This window comes from Streptomyces sp. NPDC056948 (assembly GCF_042674225.1).
Taxonomy (GTDB): Bacteria; Actinomycetota; Actinomycetes; order Streptomycetales; family Streptomycetaceae; genus Streptomyces; species Streptomyces purpurascens.
In genome coordinates this window covers 1-1,810 of sequence record NZ_JBHUQX010000771.1, presented here as the reverse complement: position 1 = coordinate 1,810, position 1,810 = coordinate 1, and the positions used below count along the sequence as shown (strand labels likewise).

Sequence of the window (1,810 nt, the reverse complement as noted above, 5' to 3'; positions counted from 1 at the left end):
GGTCGGCTCGGCGCTCAGAAGCCGTGGCACATCTGGCCGTAGAAGTCGGCGCACGAGACGGTCGCCGTGGCCTTGGCGGTCTTGCCGTCGCGATCGGTGTAGGTCACCGTCGCCGCGTATGTTCCGAGGCCCTTCGGGAAGGCGTGGGTGACCTTCGCTCCGGTGCCGGTCGTGCCGTCACCGAAGTCCCAGGTGTAGGTGCCGTTCGCGCTGCCGAGGGTGCCGGCGTCCAGGTCACAGGACGTACCGGACGAGTCGCAGGAGACCTCTGTGCGACCGGTCCCCGGCTCGGACGGGGCTTCGGGGGTTCCCGGCTCGGACGGCTCTCCGGACGCGGTGGGCTCCCCGGGCTCGGTGGGCTCCCCGGACTTGGTGGGTTCCCCCGGCTCGGACGGCTCTCCCGGCTCGGTCGGCTTCCCGGGCTGCTCCGGGTCCTGGGCGTCGGCGAAGGCCGGCTTGAAGACTCCGGCGTCGTGCACGTCGAGCAGCGGCTCCTTCGTTCCGTCCTTCGACGTGTCCGTCCAGTTGTCCTGGCCCGCCTTCAGCAGCTTGTCGCGCACGGCCATCACGCCCTCGCGGTCCTTCGGCTTCTCGGAACCGCTGACGATCAGCGCCGCGGCGCCGGCCACATGCGGCGCGGCCTGCGAAGTACCGCTCCAGTTGGAGTAGTCGTTCTTGTTGCCCGTCGCCTGTATGCACTCGCCGGGAGCGGCGATGTCGATGCCCGGGCCGAAGTTGCTGTTGCCGGAGAGCGTGTCGTCCTTGTTCTTGTTGTCCTTGTTGCACCAGCCGAAGTCGCCCTGACCGCCGGCTTTTCCGTCGCCGTCGGCGAGGTTGGAGACGGTGATGGCGTCGGGGATGTTGGCCGGAGACGCCGACTTGGCGTCCTTGCCGTCGTTGCCGGCGGACACCACGACCACGATCCCCTTGGCTATCGCACGGTTGACGGCATCGGCGATCGCGCGGGTCTCGCCCGTGTATCCGGCGCTGATGTTGACCACGTCGATGGTGTCGGCGTGGGCGGTGACCCAGTCGAGGGCGCCCACGATCTCCGAGGTGCTGCCTCTGCCCTCTTCGTCCAGGATCTTGAGGGAGTGGATCCGCGCACCGGGCGCCACACCCGTGAAGCCCTGGTCGTTGTCGATCTCGGCGGCGATGCCCGCGACGTTGGAACCGTGTCCGTCGTCGTCCATGCCCTCGTCCTCGACGCACTTGTCGACCTTGCTGCAGTTGACGCGCTTGACGACGTTCAGGTCGGGGTGGTCGGCGACTCCGGTGTCGAGGACGGCGATGTCCGCGTCGACGCGTTCGTCCTTGCCGTCACCCGTCTTCAGGGCCTTGTTCTCCAGGGCACGGATCCGGCTGACCCCCTTGGGCGTCTGCTGGCCGTTGATACGTCCCTCGCCGTCACGCTCGACATAGGCGACAGCCGGGTCCCCGCTGAGCTCGCTCACCTCGTCGCGGCTCAACTGTGCCGAGAAGCCGTCGAGCGCGGCGCCGTACGTCGCGGTGATGTCGACACGCGGCTTCCCCGACGCGAAGAGCGCCGGGCGCTTGTCCTGTTCCTTCAGGACGACGATGTAGCCGTCCTTGCTCGGTGAGGGTGAGTCGGGTGGTGTTGCTCCGATGCCCTGAGCCACCGTCAGGCCGACGGCGGTGATCGACAGGGCCGTGATGACGACACGTCTTTTCACTCGGTGCCTCCAAGGAGGGATTCGGTGGGGGAGGACGAACGGCGTCCGGGATCGGCCGGGGTGCCTGCGGAAGGCCCGGACGGTCGAGGGCCGGTGGCCCTCGGAGCGGGTGGGTG

Annotated in this window: 1 protein-coding gene; it reads right to left on the bottom strand. The window is 68.7% G+C overall.

Going from position 1 to position 1,810, the window contains the following annotated elements; all coding sequences use genetic code 11:
* Positions 1-14 precede the first annotated feature (14 nt).
* On the bottom strand, positions 15-1,694 hold the full coding sequence (locus ACFTZL_RS44545) for a S8 family serine peptidase (RefSeq protein WP_382596258.1): 1,680 nt from the start codon (positions 1,692-1,694) through the stop codon (positions 15-17).
* Positions 1,695-1,810 lie beyond the last annotated feature (116 nt).